A 26,026-nucleotide genomic window follows, 5' to 3' on the forward strand; every position below is an offset into this window, starting at 1 on the left:
ATCGGGGTCCTGCGGTCGGGCCGAGCGTGCGCCCATCAGGAGTCGCGACGCGCGTCTACCGCGGCCCGGACCGCGGGCGCGACGTCGGTCGCGAACTTCCTGATCTGGTCGAGGTCGTCGCCGTCGGTGCCGAAGACGAATGTGTCCATGCCGGTCTCCACCACGAGGTCCGTCAGTTGGCTCACCCATTGCTCGGCGGTGCCGTGGAAGAGCGTGTCCGACCGGCTGTCGCCCACCCGGCCGAACACGTTGTAGACGCGGACGATCGAAGCCGGATCGCGGCCGGCGTCCGCAGCACCCGCGTCGATCTTCGCGTGCATGCCCGGCAGAATCTCCGGCGGGAAATAGGAACTCGACGGCACCCACCCGTCGGCCGAGCGTCCCAGCGCCCGCAGCATTCGCGGGCCACCGACGCCCAGCCAGATCCCGATACTGTGCGCCGGGACCGGTCCGGGGTGCACGCCCTCGAGGCGGTAGTGCTCACCGCCGGAGTACACGGCACGCTCACCGGACCACATCAGGCGGATCACCTCGACCGCTTCCTCCACTGCCGTCGCGGCCTGCCCGGGCGTGCGCACGTCACCGCCCATCGCGCCGATCGCCTCCCAGAACGCGCCTGCACCCAACGCCACCTCGAACCGGCCTCCCGACATCACGTCGAGGCTGGCCGCGGCCTTCGCCATCACCGCCGGCGGGCGAAGCGGCAGACACGCGACGTCGGGAAACACCCGCACCCGTTCGGTCCGCGCCAGCAGCATGCCCATCAGCGACCAGCAGTCGAGGAATTTCGCCTGGTACGGGTGATCCTGGACGCCGATCAGGTCGAGTCCGGTGTCGTCGGCGAGCGCGGCGAGTTCGAACGTGTTGGCCAGCAACTCCACCGTCGGGGTGACGAACACCCCGAACTGCGGGGTCCTGCCGTAGTCGGTCATGACGGCGTCCCTTCTCGGATCACTGGGCTCCCCTCGATCATCCAACACCGTGGCCGCCGGGAACACCCGGTTCGTCGCGCGGCATAGTGGGTTCATGACAGACGACACGAAAGACGCTCCCGCACCCGACGTCCGGGACGCGCCCGAACACCACCGCTTCGAAATCCGTGTCGACGACGAGCTGGCCGGGTTCACCGAATACCTGGACCACGAGAATCAGCGGATCTTCTTCCACACCGAGATCGGCGAGCAGTTCGCGGGCCGCGGCCTGGCCAGCACGCTGATCCGCAGCGCGCTGACGGAGACCGTCGGGGGCGGCAAACGGATTGTGCCGATCTGCCCGTTCGTCGCCCGCTACCTCGAGAAGCACGACGACTTCGCCAACGACGTCGACCCGGTCACCCCGGACGCGATCGAGGCGGTGCGGCACCGGGAGCGCTGATCAGGGTGCGCCGTCGGCAGCGCTGATCAGGGTGCGCCGTCGGCGCCGCGAGCCTCCTCGAGCTGCCGGATGAGGGTCGCGGCGTCGTACGGCCCGGTGTGCCGGGTGAGGTCGGTGCCCGTCGCACCGAGGTAGAACGTCGGGGTCCCCCGGAAATCGCTCGACTCGGCGTCGAGTTCGTCGTCGTCGATGCGGTGACCGTACGTGCCTTTGCGGATGTCTTCCTCGAACCGGTCCATGTCGAGCCCCAACTCGGCCGCGTACCCGAAGATCTCGTCCTCGGCGAGGGCGTCGCTGTTGGCGAACAGGTGGTCGTGCATCTCCCAGAACCGGCCCTGGGCGGCCGCCGCCTCACTCGCCTGGGCGGCGAACCGGGCATGGGGATGGACGGCGTCGAGCGGGAGATGCCGGAAGACGTAGCGGAGTTCGTCCCCGAACTGTGCTCGCACGTCCCGGATGCTGCCGGTGGCCTTGCTGCAGAACGGGCATTCGAAATCGCCGTACTCGACGAGGGTGAGCGGCGCATCCACCGGCCCGCGCACGTGATCGCGGCCGGTGGCGACGGGCCGGAGCAGGGTAAGTCCGACGACCTCCGTCGGGGGGTGCACCCAGTCCGAGATCCGGAACAGCGCCCACCCGAGGACGGTGGCGATGACGGCCGCCGTCAGGACGCCGACGCGGGCGTCGTTGGCGAGCTCGGGCGAGTCGATGGCCAGGTCGACGATGAACAGCGAGATCGTGAAACCGATGCCGGCCAGCGCGCTGCCGCCGGCGATCTGCGACAGACTCAGCCCGGGTGGCAGGCTGCCGGGCCGCAGCTTCGAGAACAACGCGGTGGCCGCGGTGATGCCGACGAGCTTGCCGACCACCAGGCCGAGCACGATGCCCCACGCCAGCGGAGACCGGGCCGCCTCCGCGAGCGTCTGCCCGGTGATGACCACGCCGGCATTGGCGAGCGCGAAGATCGGGACCACGAGGAACGCGGTGTAGGGCTGGTAGAAGCGCAGCAGCCGCTCGTTGACGGACACCGCGCGCAGCACCCCGAGCTGGGCGGCGCGGGCGTAGTCGGAGTTCGGTGACTGCCGGAACGCCCGCGTGAGCTCACCTGCCCGCTCCACCTCGCTGCGCCGCGGCGGATACACGGGCAGGATCAGCGCGATCAGCACACCGGCAAGGGTGGGGTGGACGCCGGACTCGTAGAACGCGACCCATGTGCCGGCCGCGACGACGAAGTAGACCACACCCCGCCACACCTCGAGCTTGCGCAGCTTGAGGATCAGCAGCAGTCCGACGCACCCGAGCAGCAGCGGTCCGAGCCGCAGGTTGTCGGTGTAGAAGACGGCGATGATGGCGAGGGCGCCGATGTCGTCGGCGACGGCCAGGGTCATGATGAACACGCGCAGTCGGGCCGGGCACCTCGGTCCGACCAGCGCGAGTGCGCCGAGCACGAACGCCGTGTCGGTGGAGACGACGACTCCCCACGCACTGGCCTCGTCCCCGGTGGGGTTGAGGAGCAGGAACAGGACGGCGGGCAGCGCCAGACCCGCGATCGCGGCGAGCAGCGGCACGGCGGCGCGGGCACGGTCGGTGAGCTCGCCGATCGTCAGCTCGCGTTTCACCTCCAGCCCGACAACGAAGAAGAACAGCGTCATCAACCCGTCGTTGACCCAGTGCTTCAGGTCGAGACCGATGCTGTAGTCGCCGATCTGGATGGTCACCGGGGTGTGCCAGAACGACTCGTACGAATCACCGATGTTGGCCCACACCAACGCGAGGATCGTGGCGACGAGGAGGAAGCCGGCCGACAACTTGTCGTCGTCGGTGTCGTCGCGGATCAGGGCCAACCGCGCCGACAATCGTCGAAGTGTGGTGGGGCTGCTCTGCTCGACCGTCATCTGGTCCTCACTCACCTCCTCTGCCGCTGGTCAGCCTAACGCCGCCACGCTCGGGCCGCCCGGCGGTCCGATCAAACTCCGATCCGGCCGCGATATCATCGCGGCATGGGGTCGAAGCGGGGTAGGAATCCGGGCCAGAAGCGGGCGGCAAAACAGCAGGCACGCCAGCGGAGGAACCGCTCGACGATTGTGCCGATGTTTCCCACTCCCGCCGTCGACCCGGCTCTTATCGACAACTTCGTCCAATGGCTGCACACGGGCGATCTCCCCGTAGACACGGATCTCTTCGCGCACCTCGTCGAGTCGACACTCACCAACCTCGCACGCGGCCGCCGCGGATTCCGCGCCACCGGCTGGCTCCCCGCGGACGCGCACAACCTGCTCGATGTCGCCGACCAAGTATCCGCAGAAGCTGCCGACGACGTCGAGGACGTCGCCATGGCGATCGTCGCCTCGGCCCTGACCTTCCTCAACTATCTCGACGAAAACCGGCTGTGGACCGGCACCGAGAACAACCTCATTCATTGCATCGAGGACCTCATCGAATTCCTCGAGCCGCAACCACCCGTCCTCCTTCCGGACGACATCACACTTCCCGCCGTGGACGTAGAAGACGAACTTCGCGCACTCACCTCGCTTCCGGTGATCACGACCCTCGTCGCACTCGTCGAATGGGTCGGCGCGGGTGCGCCCGTCACCTCCACCAAGGTGCCCAAACCCGTCTCGCTTCCCGATCTCGCTCACGCGCTGGGTATCGATCTCGCCGTCGACTCCGACGGGTTTCCGCGGGCGCGGCGCATCCGCTCGATGCGCGATGTGCCCGAACTGTTGGAATTGTGGGAAATCGCGGAAGAGATCGGTCTCATTACCGTCAACTCCACACGGGCGGTCCGCGGATCGAACGCGGAGCTGGTCACCGACCGCACAGCCCGCGCGCTACCGCTGATTCGTGCAGCTGTCACCGAATACGTCCGCAGGCAACTCGTATCGACGCAATGTGATCCACTCGACCCCGCGTATCTGAGCGATATCGTGGTGATCCAGGTGATCTTGGCGGGGATGACAGAGGAGCCCACTGCCAGCTCGGAAGACGCGCCGTTCGATGACGAGCAATCGCTGATGGATGACTTCGTCTACGACCGTTTGGACACGCTGGTGGAACAGAAATGGCTGACCAGGGATGACGCGTACCGAGTTCCAGCCGCGCTGCAGCCTGCCGTCCTTCGCGCCGTCCAACTCGCGAATGCAGAAAACGAGTACGCGGCATCCGGAGGGTTGGATTCACACATTACCGTGCGGATCTCGCTGGAAGGCACGCACATTCCTGTCTGGCGTCGCATTCGACTCGATGCCGCGCTTCCGCTCGCCGCTCTCCATGACATTGTCCAGTCGGCGTTCGGGTGGGAAGACTCTCATCTCCACGAGTTCTCCGCCGGACCGGCGTACTCGGGCGGCGAAGTGTTCATTCCCGCGGCCGACATCGCGCACCGTGATGTCGTGGGTACTGCCGTCCCGGAGGAGGAGGTCGCGATCGGTTTGTTGCTCAGCTCGGTCGGCGACTGTCTCACCTACCTGTACGACTTCGGTGACGACTGGATCCACCACATCGAGGTCGAGTCGGTCGACAACCCTGCACCCGACTCCCCTGCCGCGCTCTGCCTCGATGGACACAATATGGCGCCCTACGAAGATTCCGGCGGGCCGTGGGGCTGGGCGAACAAGATCGAAGCCAGCGCTGACCCGCATCACGAGGAACACTCCGAGATCCGGGAGTGGCTCGGCCTTCGCCCAGGTCAGCAACTCGATCCGACATCGTTCGATCGAGCCCGGGTGAACAAAGCCTTGGAGACGTTGTTCGCGTAAAGGGAGCCACCCGCGTCGGTGTCCGCGCATCACGGGCGGACACCGACTCAGACGTAGTTCTCGAGAACGAACTGGGTAAATCCCTTGCGGATCAAGCGCACGGCCTGCTTCTGCCCCTGACGCAGCACGGACTTCGGCACCCACACCTTCGGTTCCACTGCCATCGTGAGCTGAACCGACGTCCCGCGCGGGGTGGGGACCAGTCGGTACTCCCCTTCCTGGCACTTCTGCTTCTCGCTCTCGAGGAGCGTCCACGACATGTGCTCGTCGCCGATCCACTTGTGCTCGGCGAGCTGAGTGTCCGAGACGCCGAGAACGGCGAGCGTCATCCGCACGGTGCGAGGGCGTCCGTCGTCGAACCGGGACTCGACGACCACCTTCTTGTGCACCGCCGACCACTCGGGGATGCGTTCGACGTCCACCAGCGCGGCCATGACCTGTTCGGGGCTCGCCTCGATCTCGAACTCGCCTGATACCGACAACGCCATCTGGTGCTTCTCCTCCTCGTTTCCGGGTGCCTAGGTGAGTGGCAATGCGTCCTCCAGCACGCTTTGCCACTCACCTGGCCTACAGTTCGGACGCGTAGCGCTCCAGCATGGCAGCAAGTTCGCCGGGGCGCGCGAGTGCCGCGAGATGTCCCGAGTCGATGACCTCCGGTGCGATACCCAGCCGCTCCCGGACGATCCGCTGCATGAAGTCGAGCGGAAACAGCCGATCACGGCTGCCGGCGACGACCCGCGTCTTCACGAACGGCCACGCCTCCGCCTGCCACACCGTCCCGAACGGGGTATCCGACATGACCGGCTCCTCGTGGCTGAACGCCTCCTCGGTGACGTCGTCGGGCACGTCGTGGAAGAACAGCGCCCGCAGGTCGTCGGGCGCGTCCGGGTCGCGGCCCTCCGATAGGTCGAACGCCCGCTTCGCCTCCGGCTGACCGGTGGTCTCCCACCACCGCCCCGGCGCCTCCCCCGGCGCGGGCAGCATCGGTGCCACCAGAACCAGTAGGTCGACGTCGACCTCGCCGCGCTGACAGACGATCGCCGCGGTGAACGCGGACATGGACTGCGCGACCAGCACGATCGTCCCCTCGACGTCCTCGACCGCGTCGACGACGACGTCGGCGAACTCGTACTGGCCCGCGTCGTCGTCCCCGTACGGGAGGTCGACGGCGATCACCGAGTGCCCGCTCCCCTCCAGGATCGGCGCGACGCGGTGCCAGTACCACGAGTCGGAGCCGGCGCCGGGCAGCAGAACGAAGGTTGCGGGCATCTCGACTCATCTCCTGTTCCGGGACACGAACGGTCGAGATGAGCCTAAGCGCTACGTGAGCGGGAATGCGCGTCCGAGGACACTTTGCCACTCACCTGTGGGAGTGAAACGGCAGCGCCGCCGGAGGCGATACACACCATAGATCGGACGAGTCGCTCCGATCGTGCCGGGAACGACCACACACGACAAGAACCGAGCTGACATGTTCACCAACCATCTCTTCGGCGGAATGACCGATGAGGAAATCGACATCGAAATCGCCGACGAGTTGGCGGCCTGACGTAGTACCCCTATACGTGAGTGGCGCCGCGCACCCCGGCACACCGCGCCGCTCACGTACGAATCGCGTTCATGCTCAGCGCCGGTCGGCCGGTTCACCCCTCCGCACGGCAGCCATCGCCAGCCGCTCGAGATCGTCCGCGGAATATCCCGGCCAGCCGTGCAGCATCCGGCGCCACCGGTCCGGGACCGCCGACGCACCCCACCGGGCACCGAGCAACCCACCCGCGATCGCCGCGGTGGTGTCGGTGTCGTTGCCCGCCCGGACGGCCCGCTCGAGGGCCAGCCGAAGGTGATGCGGCCCCGAATCGTCGGCGCCGCTGATCGCCCACCACGCCGTCTGCAGGGCGTGAACCACCCAGCCGTTCTTCGGGAAGTCGGCGGGTGTGCCGCGTTCCGCCTGGTCGAGCAGCGGTCCCCAGTACTCGCCGACCTCAGCGGGCGCCACCTGCAGGTATCCCCGCACCCCGTCGAACGTCCCGAACAGCACTGCGTGCCGGATCGCGTGGGACCACAGCCGGCACGCTTCTCCGGCGCGCTGATCGTCGTGGGTGAGAGCACCGATCTGGTACGCAGCCTCGGCGCACGCCTCGGCGTCGTCGAGATACGCCAGCGCGACCGGGGCCGTCCGCATCAGCGAACCGTTGCCGCCCTTCCTCCCCGTGATGCTGCGTGCCCGCCGCTGCATGGCGGTGGCCGAGCCGTCGCGGGCCGACAGCACGGCGCGCGTCTGATTGCCGACGTCGGGCGGGTTCGAATCCATCCACCGAACGAACTGTGCAGCAACGGCATCCAGTCCGTCATCCCGGCCGATGTCCACTCCGGACGCTGCCACCTCCGCGACGGCTACGGCCATCGACGTGTCGTCGGTCCATTCCCCCGGCGCCCAGTCGAACATGCCGCCCCCGACCATGTCGATCACCGCATCGGCCGCCGGGGTGGTGAACTCGTATCCCGCCCCGAGCGCGTCACCCGCGGCGGTGGCGATCAATACGCCTGCGGCTCGGTCGGTCTGGCGTTCGGTCAACTCCACAAATCCCCCTTAGATCGAATTCGCTCTAATCTTAGAGCACTATCGATCTAACATGCAAGACTTCTGCGTGTCGGCACGTCGGCGTAGCGTCACGTAAACACTGTCGACGGAGGAGTGCTCATGTCGGGCGAACTGTCGTTCTTCGAACTGGGTGTGGCCAACACGGAGCAGGGCCGAAAGTTCTACTCGGCGTTGTTCGGCTGGGAATTCGAATCGGGACCCGGCGGATCGGGATATTCGATCGCCACCCCGAACGTGCCGGGCGGGATCCACGGCGGCGACGAGGGCGCCGGTCCCTACGTCTTCTTCCGGGTGCCGGACCTCGACGCCGCAGTCGAGCACGTGCTGGCACTCGGCGGCACAATCGACGCCGTGGATCTGGGTGACGATCCCGAGTCGGTAGCAAAATTCGGGCGATTCAAGCTCTGCCACGACGACCAAGGGTCCGCCTTCGGTCTGCACGAACCGCCCTCCGGCAACTGAATCAGCGCGCCCGCAACGAGGTTCCCGGGCGCCCTGATTCGGATCGATCAGTTACGGCTCGTTCGGTGAGTCGCCCCCGCCCCCGCCCTCGTCACCGCGGTGTACATGGCCGGTTGCGGCGGTCCGTCGCACCAACCGTCCTATTGAACGCCGGAAGGCAGCTGCCCACTGCCTCCCATAGGTGAATGACGCCGACAACGGTCCGTGCCCATGAACAACGTACACAACCCTCGAAACGCGAATTTCGTGGATGACACTTGACGGGCGGTCGGTCTCAGTTCACGACCGAGCTACACGACGGCCCACTGCCTCGTGTGAAGGATCACCGCCGGATCAGGGATTGACCGTCCGGCCTTGATCGTCGTTGACCGGCGGCTGCTGCGCGGAAAGACCGTCGTCGGGGCCGTCGCACCAGTTGTCGAATTGGTTGTACGGATCGGTGCCCCACGCCGGGACGTTGTTCTCGTACGGTTCCGCCCAGTCGTCGCACCCGATCGGACCATTCTGCGGGAACCCGGGCGGCATCGGCTGAATGACATCCGGCCTGCGCACCGGCACCGCCGAGTCGAGACTGCCGCCCCAGGCGACACCGGACGCTCCCAATCCGATCGAAGCCGCGAACACTGCCACCGCGGCGACCCTCCTACCCATTCTCATGATTGCCTCCGTTGGTTTCATGGCCTCCCAGGCTGCGATACCCAGAAACCCGAAAAACAATCCTCGACGAGGGTGTTTCGTCCAGAAAATTCGACGATCAGTCGGTTTCTGGGCGGCAGCGCACGTACATCTCGGTCACCGACGTCAGCACCTGCTTGCCTGACCCGTTGAGAATCTCAGTCGCTACGGTCACCAACGCCCGCCCCCGACCGTCCTGCTTCACGTCCTCGATCAGCAGGTTCCCGGTCAGCACGTCACCCGGCCGCACCGGCCGGAGGAAGTTGACGTCGCGCATCCGGCTCCCTGCGATGACGCTCCAGCGGGCGTAGAGAGTGGTCGCCGACAGTCGCTGACACACCGCAATCGTGTGGACACCACTCGCGATGAGCCCACCGAAATAGCCCTCGTCTGCGGATTCACGGTCGATGTGGAACGACTGCGGATCCCACTGCCCCGCGAACTCGAGCACCTCCTCCTCGGTCACCGTGTACGAGCCCAGCTCGAACCTCTCGCCGACCCTGAGGTCGTCCGCATAGACGACGTCACACTTGCTGTCCACCACAAACCGTCCGATCATTCGCTCGCGCCTCCACGAACACGGAGACTCCGTCGAGGATATGACCGCACGACGGCTGCAGCGACAGCGCCCTGCCGCCGGCCGCAGAAGACGATCGTTAGTTCTCGTCGTACCGCGGCCAGCCCGGATACGGAGCAAGCGTCGGGTATGGGGCGTCGTGCGGGAGGTCCCACTTCGTGGGCCGATTCGACGGCCCGTCCGGCATCCGGTTCCGGCATTCGAGGAACGCATCTTGATTTCGTGCGCTCTTTACGTGGTCAACTACTCTCGCCTCGCCGAATACATCGGCGATCGGAGCACGTTCAGGACCTTTCGCCGATTGGATGCCGGTGCTCGAGTCTTTCATCGAAATCTCCACCGTTTCCGCCACGATATTTGTCGTTCCGACGTTGAAGAATCTTCCGTCGTCGCCCTCGCGCATCACCGAGTAGTCGCCTGTGCACACGGTCGCAAACCAACCGTGTTCGGTCGGTGTCATCCAAAGCAGATGTTGAAACTGCGTACCGACAAAGTTTCGCCTCGCCAGATCGTGGGGGTTGCCGTAGTCGGTCCGGAGACTCTCGTCCACAGCTTTCGAGAACCCCGGATATCCCGCGCCCGAGGTAAGGGCCCTTACTGTCAGGTAGTACGACTCCACGTACGCCCTGACAACTGTCGCCGCGGGGGTGAACAAGTCGATGCCGGGATCCGCCGACCAACGGTAGTTGTAGTCGATGTTGTCGGGAATGGAATACGTAGCAGAGTCAACTGCCGGCGACACGACTGGTTCTCGTGTCGGCTCGGATCCGCACGCCGACAACAAGAGAATTGCAGCGATCGTATGGATGCCCAGCCGCCTCACTGCCCGTACCTCAAGTCCTTCACCTGATCACGGCCCGCGTTCAATGCGTCAATGAAATTGCCCAGTCCCGTGATGCCCGAGTCCGTCATGTATCCGACCAAGCCGGACTGCAGCAGAGGGATTCTCTGGTAAGGATTTTCAGCGCCAATCTCGTCGTATGAAAGCAGTGGGCCATTCTCGCCATCGCGAAACAGATCGAGCCCCTCGTACGGTTCCAGGGCCCCACCGTTCGCCGCCTGCAAACCCAACGCAATCTGGTAGTACTGATTTGCCAGCAAGGCGTTGTCGGCGAAGTCAGTGTTCGCCTGAAGTGTGCTGTCCGGTATGGAGCCCATGACCGCGCTCTTGAACGTCGGGTCGGCGAGATCGATTCCGCTCGAAATCAGAGGGCCTGCGACGGGAACGAATTCGACGCCCTTGCTGATAACTGTCCTGATCGTGTCGTAGGCAACCCCCTTGCTCTCGAAACCGGCTGCGTTCTGGGAGGTTTCGTCGCCGAGCCGGTCGGCGAACTCGAGATCGAACCCCTTGTCCACCACGCCCTGAAGATTGCCCGCCCATCCCCCGTACTGGTAGTGGGGATTCTGATGTGTCTGGCCGTCGACAGCCCATGCCTGTTCCAGTTGCGCCGACACTCCCAGGGCCTGCGCGTTGAAGTAGCCCGCCGCGTCGGCGTTGGAGTCGATCACAGAGAAGATTCGCGGCACTTCCTCCAGCCGCAAGTGCGCATGTCCCGATTCGCCGCTGAAGGCATTGGTTCCGGTAAAGGACTCGGGCACCCCCACCATATTGCCGATGTAGGGTGCGAGTGATGTGCCCAAAGCCTGGGTGATTTCGGGGTTTACCTCGCCGATGGCCTGGCCTTTCATCCCGGGGATGTCGAGGAGTTCGGCGTCTTTGGCCGCGAGGATCTGTGCCAGCCCGAAGGCCGATTCGCCGGCTTGCTGCGACCGGAACATCTCTCCGGGGTCCGACGGATCGGAGGGTCTGGCGTCGCCGGCGATCCAGTCGAACATCCCGGCGACGTTCTGTTCGCCGCCCTCGGCCCAATCGCGCTGGAGCAGAGGCATGACGACGTCGTCGCGGTTGTAACTGGTCGGCATGCCTTCACCGGACAGGATGTTGTGGACGGCGACGTGATCGCGGCCACCGACCCCGATCATGTCCTGCAGGAGTGTGTCGACGCCGTCGCGGCCCAGCACGTTGTGGTCGAAGGAGTCGCCGATCAGCAGACTCTTGTCATTGGTGGCCGACGCGATCTCGCCGGCACGGGAGAGAAGATTCTCGCTCAGCTCACTGCCCTGCTGGACGGCGGGGTCCGCGAGTCCGAACGCCTTGGTGAATCGTGCCAGGTCGTGGCCGTTGTTGACGACCATCGACTGCTGCGGGGCATCGTGCGCGCCCTTCGTGAGGTTGCCGGTCGACGTCACCGGCCCCTCGAACAGCCCACGAAGACTTTCCGGGATGTGACTCTGTCCGCCGACGTCACCGGCTGCACTGCCGACGTTGTAGTTCGACACGACGGCGAGGCCGTTGGACAGCGCGCTCGCGGCCTCCGTGCGACCGTTCTCGCTGTACTGCTCTGAGAGTGCGAGGAAGCCGTCCTTGCCGGCTGCGGTGTAGAACTGCTGGAGGAAATCCATAGTTCCCTGCGGAATGTCGGTGACCTTGCCGCCGTCGGCCAGCGTCTTCACTTGCGCGGGGGTGAGCCCGGCGGCCGCGATCTCCCGCGCAACGCGGTCACGGACGTCCTGCGGAATGTCGGAACCGCCTCGCGCGACCTGCTCGCCCAACTCGGTGCCCTCGTGCCCCGACAGGCCCGCCGACGCGGGGGCGCTCGCCGCGACGGCCCCGAGGGCGTCCCGGATCGCCGCCGCCATGTCCCGATCGGCATTGTCGAGTTCCGTCAGGGCCCCATCGAGCTGGCTGCGCCAGTATTCCGTCAGGTCGGCGTGCTCGGCGGCTTCGGCGTCACTCATCGTCTTCGGCCGACTGACGATCTGCCAGTCGTCGGAGACGGTGCATCCGTCGGTCGCCGCCTTGTCGATCACGGCGGCGACGTAGTCCCGTGCATGACCGAGGCGATCGGCCCCGCCCACCAGGGCGGTCGACAGATCCTCCAGATCGTCTGCAAGCCGACGGAATTCCGTCCGCTCGGTGTTCGCCCGCTGCTCGGCAGCCGCCTGCGACGGGCCGCGCCAGTCGTCGTGGAGGCCAAGATCCGCGACGACCCGATAGACGTCCTCGGCCCGGCTTCGCGTGTCTTCGGCGGTCCGACCGATTTCCTCGCCCGCTGACCTCAGGTCCTGCGGGTTCCAGACGTGCAGTTGCGACCTCGGCGGAATCACATCTCCCCCATCGCCGACAGCTGCGAAGCGAACGCCGTGTCGGTGACGTCGTAGTTCTCGGCCCCGTCACCCGCGATGAACGCCATCTCGTCGATGCGACTGGCTGCCACGCCGAGCGCGGACGCGAGAATGTCGCCGGCGTCCCGGCACGCGGCGGCGGTGTCGGACCCCTCGACGGCCCGGCCCGCGTCGTCGAAGCTCCGCCGGCCGCCCAGCGCCTCGACCTCACGGGCGATGGCGCCGAGCGAACCGGACATCGCACGGAGCATGTCGGGGTCGACCTTGACGACCGTGACGTCCGGTCCGCCGAGCACCGGCGGCAATCCTGGGACGCTCGCCAGCGGAGGCTGCGTCGCGCCTGTTCCGTCCAGTGAACCGATGACACTGTCCGGCCACGTCATATCGCCCTCTGACATCGACTTCCCCCTGTTATCTGCATCGAGGTCCACCCCTGGACCCGGGCCACCGAATGCTCGGCGACCGTGGAGAGAATAGCGGACCACCCTCACACGGACGTGTGACCACGACACGGTTGTGCATCGGTTGGGCGGATTTGCGGATTGGGAATGGCACGAACCGGGTACCGAGACGAGATGGCCATTACAGATATCAAGGAGTACAGCCACCTCACCGAGGCGGACGTGGAGGCGCTGGGCGCGGAACTCGATGCGATCCGCGCCGACATCGAGGAGTCCCGCGGCGCCCGCGACGCGCGGTACATCGATCGGGCGATCAAGCTGCAGCGGTCGCTGGCGATTGCGGGCAGGGTCGTCCTGTTCGGCAGCCGGAAGAGACCGGCGTGGCTACTGGGTACCGCCCTGATGGGTGCGGCGAAGATCATCGAGAACATGGAACTCGGCCACAATGTCATTCACGGCCAATGGGATTGGATGAACGACCCCGAGATCCACTCGTCGAATTGGGAGTGGGACAACACATGCCCGTCCTCGGGGTGGAAGCACTCCCACAACTACGTGCACCACAAGTTCACCAATATCGTGGGACTCGACAGCGACGTCGGCTACGGGATTCTGCGGATGACCCGCGACCAGAAGTGGTCGCCGGTGTACCTGGCGCAGCCGTTCTACAACGTGCTGCTGGCGTTGCTGTTCGAGTGGGGTGTCGCGCTGCACCACCTGGACGTGGAGAGTATCCGGCGCGGCGACTACGACCGCGCCGAAACCCTCCGCAACGCGAAGGAGGTGGGACGGAAGATCGCGCGGCAGGTCGGCAAGGACTACGTGGTGTTCCCGGCGCTCACCGGCCCGGCGTGGAAGAGCACCCTCACGGCGAACATCACGGCCAACGTGATCCGGAACCTGTGGGCCTACGGTGTCATCTTCTGCGGCCACTTCCCGGACGGTGCCGAGAAGTTCACCGAGGAGGAGTTCGACCAGGAGACGAAGGCCGAGTGGTATCTGCGCCAGATGCTGGGCTCGGCGAACTTCCACGCGGGCCCGGTGCTCGCGTTCATGAGCGGCAATCTCTGCTACCAGATCGAGCACCACGCGTTCCCGGATCTCCCCAGCAACCGCTACGCCGAGATCGGCGTGAAAATGCGGGCACTGTGCGACAAGTACGACCTCCCGTACACGACGGGTTCCCTCCCCCACCAGTACGGACTCACCCTGCGCACCATCTTCAAACTCGCCCTGCCGAACCGCTTCCTGTCGGCGTCCGCGGACGACGCACCGGAGACGGCGTCGGAACTGCGCTTCCGCATCCGGGGTGGGATGAAGGAAGTGTTCGGGGTCGACCCTGCGACCGGTAAGCGGCGCGGGCTGCGCACGGCGCTGGCGATGATCCGCAACTGACCCGGACGCCCGCGCGTACCGGAATCGTTGCACCGGATCTGATCGAACAGGATCACCTGGGCAGCAACGGTTCCCACCACCGCAACACAAGCAAGAAACGGCTATCGCGGCGATAGCCGCTGAGCCGGAGAAGTTCCTTGACGCTGCCGTGCGCCGACACCAGGATCAGTGAGACCGTCGTCACAAATCCCTTGATGTGTGGAGGTAACCTATGGCGTCACCTGTTCCCACTCCCGAATTCCCTATGCGCAGGACTTGCCCGTTCTCCGCACCTGCCGAGTACCGCGAACTGCGAGATACTCAACCGGTTGCGCAGGTGAACCTTTGGGATGGCCGTTCGGCCTGGTTATTGACGCGCTACGACGACATCCGTTCGATCCTGCGGTCATCCTCGATCAGTTCGCAGACGAGAAGACCCAACTTTCCCTTCCTGTCCGCGTCCGATCAGGCAGCCAAGATGCAGGACGAATCCCTCCAACGGATGGACGGACCAGAGCACAGCCGACGGCGCCGACTACTGATCCCCTTCTTTACCGTTCATCGGATCGAGGCATTGCGGCCGACTGTGACGAAGTTGGTGCGGGAACTCCTGGAGAACCTGGTCACCAAGACTCCGCCTGTCGACTTCTTCACCGAGTTCTCCCTGGTCGTGCCGTCGACAGTCGCATGCGAACTACTCGGCGTCCCCTATCACGATCACGAATTCTTCCAGGAGAAGAGTGCGATACGGATCTCACGCACAGCCACCCCCACCGAAATCACGGACGCTACCGACGAACTGCTCGACTACCTCGGCGGACTGCTCGACGCGCGCCGTGTCGAGCCCCGCGACGACGTCATGACCTTCTTGGCGGACCATGTGTCCAACGGTGATCTGACCCGCGAAGATGCGTTGATGGACGCGAATCTCCTCCTCCTCGGCGGCCATGAAACCACCGCCAACGTGATCACCCTGGGAACGATGGCACTACTCGAGAATCCAGACCAGCTGGCGCGAATCACCTCCGGAGAAGTCACCATCACCAACGCCATCGAGGAACTTCTCCGCATCACGTCGGTCACGCACAGCAATGCGATGCGCCTGGCGCTCGAAGACATCGAGGTCGGCGGTCGAACGATTCCGGCGGGCGACGGCTTCATTGCGGCGGTGTCGGCGGCGAACTGGGACGAGTCCATCTTCCCGAATCCGGAGGTACTCGATGTCGGCCGGCCGGAAGCCCGCCAGCACATGGCCTTCGGGTACGGCGTTCATCAGTGCCTCGGGCAGGCTCTCGCGCGCATGGAACTCGAAGTTGTGATCGAGGCCGTGTTCGATGTCATTCCCAGTCTCCGGTCGGCGCAGCCGATCGAACAGCTCAGATTCAAGGATGATTCAGCGTTCTACGGGGTCCACGAATTCCCGGTTACCTGGTAGCGAGCGAACCACACAGACAACTCATGGTGCGGGTTTCACCTGCCGGGTGAGCCCGTGAGGAAGTTCGATGGCAAGGAGCGGTTGTGATTCGGGTGTCGGTAGATAACACGAAGTGTATTGCGGCGGGACTCTGCGTCGGGCGTGAGCCGGGCATCTTCGATCAGAACGACGACGACGGTCTGGCGTTCGTTCATCGGGAGAACGTCCTCCCCGGCGAGCAAGAGGGGGTGATCGAATCGGAACGTATCTGTCCATCCGGAGCCATTGTGGTGCACACGGATTGATCACGGTGCCCGATCGATGGGTGGAAAGCAGGCTGCACAGTGCGCAATTCGTTCAACGGAACCGAAGTGAGACTCGTGGTCGAACAACGGACGGTCCTCACCGATGACATCATCCAACTCGAGTTACGAAACGAAGACGGATCGGATCTTCCGGCGTGGGATCCGGGGTCGCATATCGAGTTGATCCTGCCGGAATCCATGGTTCGCCAGTATTCGCTGTGTGGAGATCCCGCCGACCGTGGCAGTTGGAAGATCGCGGTGCTTCGGGACGTCTCGGGCCGGGGCGGATCGCAACGAATTCATGATGAACTGCAGGAGAAGTCGTTCGTGACGGCACGGGGGCCACGCAACCTGTTCCCACTCCGGCCGTCACGTAGCTACCTCTTCATTGCGGGCGGGATCGGTATCACCCCGATGCTGCCGATGATGTCCGCTGCGGCGAAATCGGGTGCCCGATGGGCGATTCACTACGGTGGCCGCTCGCGCAAGTCGATGGCTTTCGTCGATCAGCTGTTGGAATTCGACCACGCCGGCGTTCATCTCTATCCGCAGGACGAGGTCGGGTTCATCGATCTCGGTTCAGTACTGGCAGATCCCGATCCCGAGACCTTGGTCTACTGTTGTGGACCTGAACCGCTTCTCGCCGCGGTCGAGGACCGGTGCCGGCCGACCTGGCCTTCGGATTCTCTGTGTGTGGAACGCTTCTCCCCGCGAGCCATCGACGAGCACGCAGCCGAGACTGCGTTCGAAGTAGAACTGGTGCAGAGTGGGAAGACAATTACCGTGAATCCCGGTCAGAGCATTCTCGACGCCGTCGAACAGTCGGGTGTTCCGGTCCTCTCGTCGTGCATGGAGGGTACGTGTGCCTCGTGTGAGGTCGCGGTTCTGGACGGCGTCCCGGACCATCGGGATTCCGTTCTCGACGAGCGTGAACGCGAGGCCGGCAAGACGATGATGATCTGCGTCTCGCGTGCACTGAGCACGCGACTCGCCATCGACCTCTGACCGACAGAGCCCTTGCCCCCACGGGGGCAAGGGCTCTACGTTTTCGGCCAGGGCATGACGATCTACAACGCTCTACGTGCCAGGCTGAAGACCTGCCCGGTGGGACCGCCGACGCGCTGCTGGGCCAGCCACCCGACCAGTTCTGCGACTTCATGCGGCAACTTCACACGCTCACTCGGCAAGCCGTCAGGAGCTTCACCCACTGCGACCAGACCTCGAGTGAGCTGTGTCGCTACTGGCCCGGGAATCACTTCGTTCACGTCGATACCATGCTCCCAGACTTCTTCGGCCAAGGTCTTCGTGAGATGACTGACTCCCGCCTTGGACGCACCGTAGGCCGAAAATCCAGCCGTCGTGGAATGCCCGTGACCCGACCCGATCAGGATGATCCGGCCGCCGCCCGCCTCGATCATGAAGGGGAGAACGGCTCGCGCAATATTGAACGTGCCTATCAAGTTCAGTGTGACCACACGGGCCCAGTCGGCGGGATCGGCGTCGATCACCGCGCAGGGAGCCCCCGCACCGGCACTGTTGACGAGAACATCGACGTCACCGAACACATCGACGGCTTCACGGACCGCGGCATCGCACGCGTCGAAGTCGGCGACATCGCACGGTACGACCAGCGCCTTCGCGCCGAGCGCCTCCACCTCATGTGCGACAGCGTCCAGCTCCGCTGAAGTTCGAGAGGCCAGGACGATGTCGGCGCCCGCGCCTGCGAGGTGGAGTGCGCACGCACGGCCGATCCCTCGTCCTGCCCCGGTGACGACCGCAACCTTGTTCGACAGATCGAATGCGTCACTCTTACCTGCTATCTGATTGATCATGCGAGAATCCCTCTGCTACCTGGATCAGACGCGTGCGAAGGGCGGGACGATGTCTTCGTAGTGCACCGCGCCCTTCTCGAGCATGCCCAGCCGGTCCATCACCTCGGCAGCATGCTCGATCCCGCTACGAGTGACCTTCCAGTTGGGACCGACCTTCGGGAAGACACGATCGACCATGAAATCGATTGTCCTGGCCGCGTCTTCCGGTGCCTCGTTGTTGAAGGTTCCCTCGTTGAGGAGTTGTGCCGCAGCAGCCCGATTGTCAGTAATCCATGTCTTGGCCTCCCACTGCGCAGCAAGCCACGCGTCGGCAGTGTCCTGATTCGCTTCGACCTTGTCTTCACGCATGACCAAGGGACAAACCTGAAGATCACTCAACAGCTGCGGGGTACCGGCGGCACTGAAATCGATCAGCATCCGGCCACCGACTTGCGTGGCAACAGACAGACCCGCGCCGAACGTGAATCCCACATAGGCATCGAGCCGATCGTTCTTCATCTGGGCGATGGCCGCCGACAGCTGCCCAACCCCGAGGACAGTAATGTCATCGCGTTCCATCCCAGCCGCCTCGAGCGCCAGATTCAGAATGTTGTCGGTACCTGCACCGATCGCGGTGACACCAATCGTCTTCCCCTTCAAGGAAGCCATCTTTTCGACGAAAGAGGCGTTCTCACCGGGCCAGTTACCCGGCCCCACGATCAGGTTGTAGGTGTTGACCGGCATGCGCATACCGACAATCACCGGCCGTTTGCCGTTCTGACTCTTGGCGAAGGCGAGCATTGCGCCCATCGTGTCCATCGCAGCGCCATCGATCGCGCCCGCACTGACCATCTGCAAACCTTGCACACCGCTCTGGGGGTAGATGAGCTTGGGAACTTCCAGGTTGAAGAGGGAGAACTGGTTTTGAGCGACATTGATCGCATCGATCAGGAAGTTGTCGCCGGATGACGATCCCACGACGAATGGAGTCGGCCTCGCGAGCGCACCAGCTGCTTTCGGTCCCTGCGTTCCGGCTGCTCCGCCGCCTCCGCCGCATGCGGCGAGTACGGAACCGATACCGACGGCCAGCGCTCCAGCGCCGGCAAACTTGAACACATTGCGCCGGCTGATTGCAGACCCGGGCGCCGCTCCGCGAATTCGCCCGGCGGATTCGACGCGGTGGAAATCCTTGCTCATCGCTCTCCCTAAGCTCACAACATCAGGGCAGGCAAAATCGATCGTTTCGCCTGAAAGTGGACAGCCGATCCCGAATCGTACAAACCACAGAAGTTCCCGCACGCGATATCACAGGACGTTCACTCACCCAAATCGGCTGGCCACTAGTGGACCAGCAGCGCACCGAGGTGTCAAGGTCGATCGACATACCCGGGAACTATCACCCCGATAGACATTTTCGGTTGCTCGTATACCCCCGGGATGCGATTCTCACCTCATGAGAGATTCTGTGTTGCAACGGCATCCAACTCGGAGTTTCATGCGCCTTCTTCGTCGGACCCGATAGTTCGCGCACAGTTGCCTCCGCTCCCCCGAACTGATCCGTAAAGGAACTGACATTGCACCAAGCACTGAGATCCAATGTGCCTGTCGCCGCCGCCGATGTCGAGTACGGCCGACTTCTCCGGTTGGACGGACATCGGATTGTCGTACTCGGGGCCGGAAGTGGCATCGGGGAACACACCAGTCGCATGTTGGCCTCCATGGGCGCCGAATTGGTATGCGTCGACGTCGACCCCGCGGGCGCGAAGTCGATCAGCCGAACCCTGAACTGCCCTTCGCTCTGTGCCGACGTGACGTCCGAGTCCGGCGTCGCGGAACTCGTGAAGTTCATCGAAGACGAAGTCGGGGAGATCCACGGATTTGTCGACGTCGTCGGCAGGACGACTCCGAAGCCGTTGGCGGAGTTCACCTTGGCCGACTGGGAAGACGACTTCCGTGTCAATACCCGGCACGCGTTTCTTCTCGGGCAAGCGCTTTGTCCGCTGATCGCCCGCAGCGGCGGCGGATCCATTGTCTTCGTCTCCAGCTCGTGGTCCCAGTACGCCAGCCCGGCCGCCCCCGGTTACGGTCCCGCAAAGGCGGCGCTGAACACCTGGATCAAGCAACTCGCGGCCGCATACGGTCCGGCGGGCGTCCGAGTCAACGGCGTTACCCCGGGGTTCTTCCTGACCGCCCGCATGGTCGAGACGCTCGACCGGATCGGCCGGACAGCAGCAGAATCGATCGTCAACCAGGCTCTGCTCGAGCGCTTGGGGCAGGCGTACGAGGTGGCAGGTACCATCGGATTCCTGCTGTCACCGGCGGCCGGCTACATCACCGGCAGCCTGATTCCGGTCGAGGGCGGTGCGACCTCCCGAGACCCGCTCGGGTTCGCTCGGCGCGAGTGAAATCGACAGCAGCATAACCACTTCAACCAAGTGCACCGTCGTCGACGTCACGTCGACGGCGGTGCACCCGATTCCACTGCCTCGACCGAGGCCGAGCGAAACCAGTTTTCCCAGTCAGCTTTCCAGACCTATCGAGGTGCAGATTTGAAATCGAATGAAGTATCGAGCGGCAGTAGTCAGAGGTGCCTGGTCGGTGTCCCTCGAGAATCGAGTGACGGTGAGCGCCGGGTGGCTCTGGTGCCGAAAATTGTGTCCGCTCTGATCGGCAAGGGCGTCGACGTGGTAGTCGAGTCCGGGGCCGGTATGGGGGCGTTGATTCCCGACGAGCTGTACACCGCTGCCGGGGCGAAGATCGGCGATCCGTGGACCGCTGATGTAGTGGTGAAGGTTGCACCACCGTCCACGGACGAGATCAGCCGGATCAGCGCGGGGACGAGGCTGATCGGCTTCTTGAATCCGCGCAATGCGGATAATCGGATTGCCGAGCTCGAGGCTGCCGGAATCGAGGGATACGCCATGGAGGCGATTCCACGTATTTCGCGCGCCCAGGTGATGGATGCGCTGTCCTCGCAGGCGAACGTGTCCGGATACAAGGCTGTTCTGTTGGCGGCGTCGGAGTCGACACGGTTCTTCCCGATGCTCACCACGGCTGCGGGCACGGTGAAGCCTGCGACGGTCCTGGTGCTCGGTGTCGGTGTCGCAGGTCTGCAGGCGTTGGCGACGGCGAAGCGTCTCGGTGGCCGCGCAACCGGATACGACGTGCGTCCCGAGGTCGCGGACCAGGTGCGGTCGGTGGGCGCGCAATGGCTCGACCTCGGAATCGACGCGGCCGGTGAGGGTGGATACGCCCGCGAGCTGACCGAGGACGAGCGCGCGAAGCAGCAACGGGCTCTCGAAGATGCGATCAAAGGCTTCGACGTCGTGATCACCACGGCCCTGGTGCCGGGTCGTCCCGCCCCGCGTCTGGTGACTGCTGCCGCCGTCGAAGGAATGAAGCCCGGCAGTGTCGTCGTCGACCTCGCGGGTGAAACCGGTGGCAACTGCGAGCTCACCGAACCGGGTCAGACCGTCGTCAAACACGGCGTGACCATCTGCTCGCCGCTGAATCTGCCGGCGTCCATGCCCGAGCACGGGTCCGAGTTGTACGCGAAGAACATTTCCGCGCTGATCGAACTGATGCTCCTCGACGGCGGTGCCGGCGAAGGAACGGGGAAGGTCCCCGTCCTGGCTCCGGACTTCTCCGATGAGGTTCTGGCCGGCGCGTGCGTCACCCGTGAAGAGAAGGGCGCCTGATGTACACATCGCTTCTGGCGAACATCGCGATCCTGGTGCTGTCCGGGTTCGTCGGTTTCGCTGTGATCTCCAAGGTTCCGAACACCCTGCACACTCCGCTGATGTCGGGTACGAACGCCATCCACGGCATCGTCGTGCTGGGTGCGTTGGTCGTCCTGGGCAAGGTGCACGATCCGTCGCTCGGGTTGCAGATCATCTTGTTCGTCGCGCTCGTCTTCGGAACCGTGAACGTTGTCGGTGGCTTCGTGGTCACCGACCGCATGTTGGCGATGTTCAAGGCCAAGCCGGCCGCCGCGTCTGTGTCGAAGGATGGTGACCGGTAATGGAATACCTGGTCAATGGTTTGTACATCGTCGCGTTCGCGATGTTCATCTACGGTCTCATGGGCCTGACGGGCCCGAAGACCGCGGTGCGCGGCAACCAGATCGCCGCGGTCGGCATGGTCGTCGCTGTCGTCGCGACGCTGATCTCCATTCGCGACGCGCAGATGGGGAACTGGATCCTGATCGCCTCCGGCCTCGTGATCGGTGTCTGTCTGGGTGTTCCGCCGGCACTGCGCACGAAGATGACGGCAATGCCGCAGTTGGTCGCACTGTTCAACGGTGTCGGCGGCGGCACGGTCGCGTTGATCGCGTACGCGGAATTCCTGGACTCGGACGGGTTCACCGCATTTCAGCACGGCGAATCGCCGACGGTCCACATCGTCGTCGCCTCGCTCTTCGCTGCGGTGATCGGCTCGATCTCGTTCTGGGGCAGTGTGATCGCGTTCCTGAAACTGCAGGAGACCCTGCCCGGTCGCCCGATCGGAATCGGAAGGCTCCAGCAGCCGCTCAATGCTCTGCTGCTCATCACCGCAGTCGCGTTCTCGGTGGTCATCGGCATAAGGGCGATTTCGCCGGAAGGCCCGACCGGCTCGCTGTGGATCGTGGGGGTTCTGGTGCTGTCGGGCATCCTCGGCCTGATGGTCGTCCTGCCCATCGGCGGCGCCGACATGCCCGTCGTCATCTCTCTGCTCAATGCGCTGACCGGGTTATCTGCCGCTGCAGCAGGTTTGGCACTGAACAACCAGGCGATGATCGTCGCAGGCATGATCGTCGGCGCTTCGGGCACCATCCTGACCAACCTCATGGCCAAGGCCATGAACCGATCCATCCCCGCCATCGTCGCCGGTGGATTCGGTGGCGGCGGCGGAGACGTGGCAGCATCGGACGGCGTCGTGCGCACGGCCAAGGCGACGTCGGCCGCCGACGCCGCAATCCAGATGGCCTACGCCAACCAGGTCATCGTCGTACCCGGATACGGATTGGCTGTCGCGCAGGCCCAGCACGCCGTCAAGGACATGGCGAAGTTGCTCGAAACGAGGGGCGTCGAGGTCAAATACGCCATTCACCCCGTCGCCGGGCGTATGCCCGGTCACATGAACGTTCTTCTCGCCGAGGCAGATGTCTCCTACGACGCGATGAAGGAAATGGACGACATCAACGACGAGTTCGCTCGCACCGATGTCACCCTGGTGATCGGCGCGAACGACGTCACCAACCCGGCAGCGCGCAACGATCCGAGTTCACCGATTCACGGGATGCCGATCCTCAACGTCGACCAGTCGAAGTCCGTCGTCGTGCTCAAGCGTTCGATGAACTCCGGGTTCGCCGGTATCGAGAACCCGCTCTTCTTCGCCGAGGGCACGTCGATGCTCTTCGGTGATGCCAAGAAGTCGGTCGCCGAAGTGACCGAAGAACTCAAGGCGCTGTAGCGCTCGACCTAGGACGTCCACGCGTACCGGAAGCGTTGCGCGACCTCGTCGACCGGTTTGTCCCGGTACTCGGCGTGCTCGTAGCGCTTGACCGCCGCCAGCGCTTCCACGATGAGCGGACCGAACAGGTCCCGCGCGAGTGCCGAGGACTCGAATGCCCCGAGCACGTCGGACGGCAGGGTCGGGAGGAGGTCGACGGCGTGCGCGCCTGCGAGGTTCGCCGGGTCGACCGACACCTCGTCCGGTAGTGGAAACGCACCGACGATCCCGTCGTGGGCGGCGCCGAGAATGGCGGCGCCGCTCAGGTACGGGTTCGCGGAGGGGTCGACGGGTTTGATCTCGAGGTTCGCGCCGTGCGGGTTCCCGGCGGTGTCCGTGCACAGGCGGACCGCTGCCTCGCGGTTCTCCAGCCCCCAGCAGCGCGACACCCCCGACCACATCCCCGGGCGCAACCGCAGATGCGACAGCGCCGACCCGGCGAGAACCGCCGTGAACTCGGGTAGCGCCCGCAGGATCCCGGCGACCGCGGCGCCACCGGCGGCCGTCAGCCCGTGTGGGCCCGGACCTCCGGACAGGATCGGCCGATCGTCCTCGGCGAACGACACGTGCTGGTGGGCGCCGTTTCCCGCACCGCCCGCGACGGGCATGGGCGAGAACGACGCCCGCATCCCCTGGGCACGCGCGGTCCGGCTGATCAGTGCGCGGGCCAGCACCACGTCGTCGGCCGCCGTGACGGGGTCGGCGGGGGCGAGCGACACCTCGACCTGGTTGAGCCCGGCCTCGGCGTGGACCTGTTCGACAGGCAGCCCGGCCGTCGCTGCCGCGGCGAGCAGTCGTGCGAAGAATTCGTCGTGCGCGAGAACGGCGTTCAGTCCGTACGCGGACCATTCGTCGGCCGTCGCCGCGTCGAACAGCGTGAACTCGATCTCGTGGCCGGTCCGCGCGCTCAGCCCGGATTCCTCCAGCCGCGCCGTCACCCGCCGCAGCGCATCCCGGGTGCAGGCGAGCGACGGCGTTCCGTCCTGCTCGGTGAGGCACGCCGGCGCCCAGTACGTGCCGTCGCCCAGATTTCTCACGTCGTCGGCGTCGATCCGCAGCCGAAGGTCGCCCACCACGGAGAAGGACGGCGTGAACGCGAGGTGGTCGTCGACGCAGAACACACTCCAGCTCGGCGAGGCGCCCGCACCGGCGTCGACGAACGTGGACAGCCTCGCGATGGGCAGCATCTTCGCCCGGGAGACCCCGGCCATGTCGACGATCGAGCCGACGATGCGGTCGGTGGGGGCGAAGTCGTTCCCTGCGCCGCGCATCAGTGCCTCGCCACCGCCCCGGTCACGAACCGAGCAGCTGGTGCGCCCGCAGACCGACGTACAGTTCGGCGGCGTCGATGGGGTCGGAGAAATCGCGTCCCGTGAGGGTGTGAATTCGGCGCAGCCGGTACAGGACGGTGTTGCGGTGGTAGTGCAATTGGGTGGCCGCCGCCGTCGTGGAGCCGCGGCAGGAGAACCAGGCGTCGAGAGTGGCGAGCAGGCTTTCCTGTTCCTCCGTGGGCAGGGCCAGCACCGGTCCGAGTATCTGGTTCGACGCGAGCTTCCCGGCGTCGGGAACACTGACCAGCAGCAGCGACACCGGCACCGACTCGTAGCGGGTGACGGTGCACCCGCCGTGCCCCGCGCAGCGGCGGGCGATCCGCGCCTGCTCCACGGCCCGGCTCGTCCCACCCGGACGTCCGAACGCCGAGCTGACGCCGATCCGTCCGTGACCGGTGCGGCCGAGGACGTCCAGCGCCGAATCGAGGACCTCGGCGGTGGCGGCCCACAGCAGCCCGACCCGGCCGTCGACCTCCGAGTCCCACACCGAGTCGACCCCCGCACCGCGAAGGTCCGACTGGACGACGTCCGCTGCGGACGGGGACGCCGCCGCCTCGGCGGACACGACGAGGAACGTGCTGTTCTCCGGAATCCGGAACGTGCGGAGCGCGTCGGCGGCGCCGGCCGGGTTGGCGGCATGGTCACCGAAGAGGGTGCGGATCAGCCGGCCCCGCGACTCGGCGTCCTCGCGGGCGCGCAGGTCGGCGGTCTCCCGGTAGGCCTCCGCGGCGCTGTCCGAGTAGACGTCCACCAGCGCCCACACCTGGGCGGCCATGTCGAGCAGCGCGTTGGTGGCGCGGCCCTCCGAGCGGTTCATCAGTTCGTCCCAGATCAGGCGACCACCGAGCCGGAACGCGTGGAGCAGCGCCGCGAGCGGCACCCCCTGTTCGGCCTTCAACTGTCCGGCCGCACGCGCCGCCTCCAGCCGGATCGGCGCACTGCCCGCGAGGTTGCCCAGCATCGCCGTGAGGTTGTCGACGCACGCCGCGTACAACTGCTCCGGGGTGAGGAGTGTCGCCTCCACGTAGCCGTGTTCGGCCGACAGGATGCGCGAGACGAGTTCCTCGGACAACTGGTCCACCGACTCCAGCATCGAGCCCAGAAGATCGGTGGGCGACGGCGCGACATCCGGGCTGACAGTCATCCGGCAAGACTATCCACCGGATGAAGTCGGCGCCATCCCCCGTTTGTGCGACGGCATAGCCCCGGTGCGCTACATTCACAGCCGCTGCCTATGGCGCGGCGCCCGCAACGGGGACGAGA

At 65.2% G+C, this 26,026-nt stretch carries 25 protein-coding genes; 11 read left to right on the forward strand and 14 right to left on the reverse strand.

Going from position 1 to position 26,026, the window contains the following annotated elements:
* Nucleotides 1-35: 35 nt before the first annotated feature.
* Entirely contained in the window at nt 36-932 is an 897-nt protein-coding gene (locus CJ179_RS45705; protein WP_095865836.1) for an LLM class flavin-dependent oxidoreductase, read from the reverse strand.
* 94 nt (nt 933-1,026) lie between these two features.
* On the opposite strand from CJ179_RS45705, the gene CJ179_RS45710 reads away from it, so the two are divergent.
* Complete coding sequence (locus CJ179_RS45710) at nt 1,027-1,374, forward strand: GNAT family N-acetyltransferase (protein ID WP_095865926.1); 348 nt, start codon at nt 1,027-1,029, stop codon at nt 1,372-1,374.
* A gap of 26 nt (nt 1,375-1,400) precedes the next feature.
* Here the strand turns inward: CJ179_RS45710 and nhaA are convergent, their stop codons facing one another.
* A complete protein-coding gene (gene nhaA / locus CJ179_RS45715; RefSeq protein ID WP_095865837.1) occupies nt 1,401-3,269 on the reverse strand; it encodes a Na+/H+ antiporter NhaA in 1,869 nt (622 codons plus the stop codon).
* Nucleotides 3,270-3,464: 195 nt separating this feature from the next.
* On the opposite strand from nhaA, the gene CJ179_RS45720 reads away from it, so the two are divergent.
* Entirely contained in the window at nt 3,465-5,132 is a 1,668-nt protein-coding gene (locus tag CJ179_RS45720) for a plasmid pRiA4b ORF-3 family protein (RefSeq protein WP_257016199.1), read from the forward strand.
* Between the two features lie 47 nt (nt 5,133-5,179).
* Here the strand turns inward: CJ179_RS45720 and CJ179_RS45725 are convergent, their stop codons facing one another.
* From CJ179_RS45725 to CJ179_RS45735, 3 genes are all read right to left on the reverse strand, one after another.
* Nucleotides 5,180-5,620, reverse strand: a complete 441-nt coding sequence (locus CJ179_RS45725; protein WP_072944185.1) for an SRPBCC family protein — start codon at nt 5,618-5,620, stop codon at nt 5,180-5,182.
* 79 nt (nt 5,621-5,699) lie between these two features.
* Complete coding sequence (locus tag CJ179_RS45730; RefSeq protein WP_095865839.1) at nt 5,700-6,401, reverse strand: alpha/beta fold hydrolase; 702 nt, start codon at nt 6,399-6,401, stop codon at nt 5,700-5,702.
* Between the two features lie 355 nt (nt 6,402-6,756).
* Nucleotides 6,757-7,713: an ADP-ribosylglycohydrolase family protein gene (locus tag CJ179_RS45735; RefSeq protein ID WP_095865840.1), complete on the reverse strand. Its 957-nt coding sequence runs from the start codon at nt 7,711-7,713 to the stop codon at nt 6,757-6,759.
* Between the two features lie 120 nt (nt 7,714-7,833).
* Between CJ179_RS45735 and CJ179_RS45740 the strand changes: the two genes are divergently transcribed.
* Nucleotides 7,834-8,196 (forward strand): VOC family protein, encoded by a 363-nt coding sequence (locus CJ179_RS45740; RefSeq protein WP_072944180.1) that lies wholly within the window; start codon nt 7,834-7,836, stop codon nt 8,194-8,196.
* Nucleotides 8,197-8,529: 333 nt separating this feature from the next.
* Here CJ179_RS45740 and CJ179_RS45745 read toward each other — a convergent pair whose 3' ends face one another.
* The 5 genes from CJ179_RS45745 to CJ179_RS45765 form a co-directional block, all read right to left on the reverse strand.
* Entirely contained in the window at nt 8,530-8,853 is a 324-nt protein-coding gene (locus tag CJ179_RS45745; RefSeq protein WP_095865841.1) for a hypothetical protein, read from the reverse strand.
* Nucleotides 8,854-8,950: 97 nt separating this feature from the next.
* Entirely contained in the window at nt 8,951-9,430 is a 480-nt protein-coding gene (locus CJ179_RS45750; RefSeq protein WP_095865842.1) for a MaoC/PaaZ C-terminal domain-containing protein, read from the reverse strand.
* Nucleotides 9,431-9,527: 97 nt separating this feature from the next.
* A complete protein-coding gene (locus CJ179_RS45755; protein WP_179377897.1) occupies nt 9,528-10,271 on the reverse strand; it encodes a hypothetical protein in 744 nt (247 codons plus the stop codon).
* Entirely contained in the window at nt 10,268-12,619 is a 2,352-nt protein-coding gene (locus CJ179_RS45760) for a WXG100 family type VII secretion target (RefSeq protein ID WP_095865843.1), read from the reverse strand. Before CJ179_RS45760 ends, CJ179_RS45755 begins: the two co-directional genes overlap by 4 nt.
* Entirely contained in the window at nt 12,616-13,020 is a 405-nt protein-coding gene (locus CJ179_RS45765) for a hypothetical protein (protein ID WP_095865844.1), read from the reverse strand. Before CJ179_RS45765 ends, CJ179_RS45760 begins: the two co-directional genes overlap by 4 nt.
* A 192-nt stretch (nt 13,021-13,212) precedes the next feature.
* On the opposite strand from CJ179_RS45765, the gene CJ179_RS45770 reads away from it, so the two are divergent.
* From CJ179_RS45770 to CJ179_RS45785, 4 genes are all read left to right on the forward strand, one after another.
* Nucleotides 13,213-14,433 (forward strand): fatty acid desaturase, encoded by a 1,221-nt coding sequence (locus tag CJ179_RS45770; protein ID WP_072944170.1) that lies wholly within the window; start codon nt 13,213-13,215, stop codon nt 14,431-14,433.
* A gap of 565 nt (nt 14,434-14,998) precedes the next feature.
* Nucleotides 14,999-15,847: a cytochrome P450 gene (locus CJ179_RS45775; RefSeq protein WP_373560194.1), complete on the forward strand. Its 849-nt coding sequence runs from the start codon at nt 14,999-15,001 to the stop codon at nt 15,845-15,847.
* A gap of 83 nt (nt 15,848-15,930) precedes the next feature.
* Nucleotides 15,931-16,131, forward strand: coding sequence for a ferredoxin (locus tag CJ179_RS45780; protein WP_218834926.1), 201 nt, complete (start codon nt 15,931-15,933; stop codon nt 16,129-16,131).
* 66 nt (nt 16,132-16,197) lie between these two features.
* Entirely contained in the window at nt 16,198-17,136 is a 939-nt protein-coding gene (locus CJ179_RS45785) for a PDR/VanB family oxidoreductase (protein ID WP_095865929.1), read from the forward strand.
* A 62-nt stretch (nt 17,137-17,198) separates the two neighbouring features.
* Here CJ179_RS45785 and CJ179_RS45790 read toward each other — a convergent pair whose 3' ends face one another.
* Nucleotides 17,199-17,963 carry an SDR family NAD(P)-dependent oxidoreductase gene (locus tag CJ179_RS45790; RefSeq protein ID WP_072944165.1) on the reverse strand — a complete coding sequence of 255 codons (765 nt, stop codon included), beginning with the start codon at nt 17,961-17,963 and terminating at the stop codon, nt 17,199-17,201.
* Between the two features lie 24 nt (nt 17,964-17,987).
* A complete protein-coding gene (locus CJ179_RS45795; protein WP_095865846.1) occupies nt 17,988-19,139 on the reverse strand; it encodes an ABC transporter substrate-binding protein in 1,152 nt (383 codons plus the stop codon).
* A 401-nt stretch (nt 19,140-19,540) separates the two neighbouring features.
* Here CJ179_RS45795 and CJ179_RS45800 point away from each other — a divergent pair, with 401 nt between their 5' ends.
* The 4 genes from CJ179_RS45800 (at nt 19,541) to CJ179_RS45815 (ending at nt 23,393) form a co-directional block, all read left to right on the forward strand.
* The gene (locus CJ179_RS45800; protein ID WP_257016222.1) at nt 19,541-20,347 is read left to right on the forward strand and encodes an SDR family NAD(P)-dependent oxidoreductase; all 807 of its coding nucleotides are present in this window, start codon (nt 19,541-19,543) and stop codon (nt 20,345-20,347) included.
* Nucleotides 20,348-20,491: 144 nt separating this feature from the next.
* Nucleotides 20,492-21,640 (forward strand): Re/Si-specific NAD(P)(+) transhydrogenase subunit alpha, encoded by a 1,149-nt coding sequence (locus CJ179_RS45805; protein WP_095865848.1) that lies wholly within the window; start codon nt 20,492-20,494, stop codon nt 21,638-21,640.
* A complete protein-coding gene (locus tag CJ179_RS45810; RefSeq protein WP_072944158.1) occupies nt 21,640-21,963 on the forward strand; it encodes an NAD(P) transhydrogenase subunit alpha in 324 nt (107 codons plus the stop codon). Before CJ179_RS45805 ends, CJ179_RS45810 begins: the two co-directional genes overlap by 1 nt.
* Entirely contained in the window at nt 21,963-23,393 is a 1,431-nt protein-coding gene (locus CJ179_RS45815) for an NAD(P)(+) transhydrogenase (Re/Si-specific) subunit beta (protein WP_095865849.1), read from the forward strand. Before CJ179_RS45810 ends, CJ179_RS45815 begins: the two co-directional genes overlap by 1 nt.
* 8 nt (nt 23,394-23,401) lie before the next feature.
* Here CJ179_RS45815 and CJ179_RS45820 read toward each other — a convergent pair whose 3' ends face one another.
* Entirely contained in the window at nt 23,402-24,703 is a 1,302-nt protein-coding gene (locus CJ179_RS45820) for a glutamine synthetase family protein (protein ID WP_095865850.1), read from the reverse strand.
* A 22-nt stretch (nt 24,704-24,725) separates the two neighbouring features.
* Nucleotides 24,726-25,907, reverse strand: coding sequence for a CdaR family transcriptional regulator (locus CJ179_RS45825; protein ID WP_095865851.1), 1,182 nt, complete (start codon nt 25,905-25,907; stop codon nt 24,726-24,728).
* Nucleotides 25,908-26,026: the final 119 nt, after the last annotated feature.

Source organism: Rhodococcus sp. ACS1 (genome assembly GCF_002300155.1).
GTDB lineage: Bacteria > Actinomycetota > Actinomycetes > Mycobacteriales > Mycobacteriaceae > Rhodococcus_F > Rhodococcus_F koreensis.